Source organism: Desulfosporosinus sp. SYSU MS00001 (assembly GCF_049943955.1).
Lineage (GTDB): Bacteria > Bacillota > Desulfitobacteriia > Desulfitobacteriales > Desulfitobacteriaceae > Desulfosporosinus.
Map to the genome: position 1 here is coordinate 1 of NZ_JBNFTW010000034.1, position 1,965 is coordinate 1,965.

Below are 1,965 nucleotides of genomic sequence, written 5' to 3' on the forward strand. Positions count from 1 at the left end.
GATCTGTAGGAGAGTTGTTACAGAACCAATTTAGGATAGGTCTTTCTAGAATGGAAAGAGTAGTCAAGGAAAGAATGACTATTCAGGACCAGGAAGTAATAACACCTCAAGCTCTAATTAACATAAGACCGGTTGCTGCTGCTATTAAAGAATTCTTTGGTAGCTCACAGCTATCACAGTTCATGGATCAGACTAATCCTCTTTCTGAGCTAACACATAAGAGAAGATTATCTGCATTAGGACCAGGAGGTCTTTCAAGAGAAAGAGCCGGATTCGAAGTTAGAGACGTTCACCATTCTCATTATGGTAGAATGTGTCCTATAGAAACACCTGAAGGTCCAAACATCGGATTGATTAACTCACTTGCTACATATGCAAGAGTAAATGAGTACGGTTTTATAGAAAGTCCATATAGAATGATTGACAAGAAAACAGGCATAGTAACAACTGAAATAGTATATTTGACAGCTAATGAAGAAGATGAGTACTTGGTTGCGCAATCAAATGAACCTATTGACGAAGATGGAAGATTCGTTGACAAGAGGGTAACTGTAAGAGCACAAGAAGATGTTCTAGTAGTTCCTAGAGAAGATGTTGATCTAATGGATGTATCTCCTAGACAGCTTGTTTCTGTGGCTACAGCAATGATACCATTCCTTGAAAATGATGACGCCAGCCGTGCACTAATGGGATCAAACATGCAGCGTCAGGCTGTACCACTTCTAAAAGCACAGGCACCTATAGTTGGTACTGGTATAGAATACAAGGCAGCTGTTGATTCAGGGGTTCTTCCTAAGGCAAAAAATGCTGGGATAGTTACCTATGTAAGTGCTAATGAAGTTAGAGTTAAAAGAGATTCAGATAGTGGAGTAGATTCTTATAAACTTCTTAAGTTTAAGAGATCTAACCAAGGAACTTGCATAAATCAAAGACCTATAGTAGGCAAGGGAGAAAAAGTTGGCGTTGGAACAGTATTAGCTGATGGTCCATCCACTGATTTAGGTGAAATTGCATTAGGTAAGAATATCCGTATAGGATTTATAACTTGGGAAGGATATAACTACGAAGATGCTATGCTTATATCAGAAAAGCTTGTTGCAGAAGATGTATTTACATCCATTCATATAGAAGAATATGAAGCAGAAGCAAGAGATACTAAGCTTGGGCCAGAAGAGATTACTAGAGATATACCTAATGTTGGTGAGGACGCTTTAAAAGATATAGATGAAAGAGGAATTATAAGAATAGGTGCTGAGGTTAGATCAGGCGATATTCTTGTTGGTAAGGTAACACCTAAGGGTGAAACAGAACTTACTGCAGAAGAAAGACTACTTAGAGCTATATTCGGGGAAAAAGCAAGAGAAGTAAGAGATACTTCATTAAGAGTTCCTCACGGGGAAGCCGGAATAATAGTTGACGTTAAGGTATTTACTCGTGAAAACGGGGATGAACTTCCTCCAGGAGTAAATAAATTAGTTAGATGCTATATTGCACAAAAGAGAAAGATATCTGTCGGAGATAAGATGGCAGGAAGACACGGTAACAAAGGGGTTATCTCAAGGGTACTTCCAGAAGAAGATATGCCATTCTTACCAGATGGAAGACCTCTTCAAATATGCCTAAACCCTCTAGGGGTTCCTTCTCGTATGAATATCGGTCAGGTACTTGAAGTGCATTTAGGTTGGGCTGCAGCTAATTTAGGTTGGCATATTGCAACTCCTGTATTTGATGGAGCAACTGAATCCGATATTAGAGAATGTTTAGAAGATGCAGGTTATAATTCAGATGGAAAAACAGTATTGTACGATGGTAGAACTGGCGAACCATTTGATAATAGAGTAACTGTAGGTTACATGTATATATTAAAACTTGCTCACTTAGTTGATGATAAGATCCATGCTAGATCAACAGGACCATATTCACTTGTTACTCAACAGCCATTAGGTGGTAAGGCACAGTTTGGTG

Annotated in this window: 1 protein-coding gene; it reads left to right on the top strand. The window is 38.8% G+C overall.

Annotation, left to right across the window (positions count from 1 at the left end):
- A partial coding sequence (rpoB, locus tag ACPUYX_RS20835; protein WP_426381495.1) for a DNA-directed RNA polymerase subunit beta occupies positions 1 to 1,965 on the top strand: 1,965 nt, incomplete at both ends.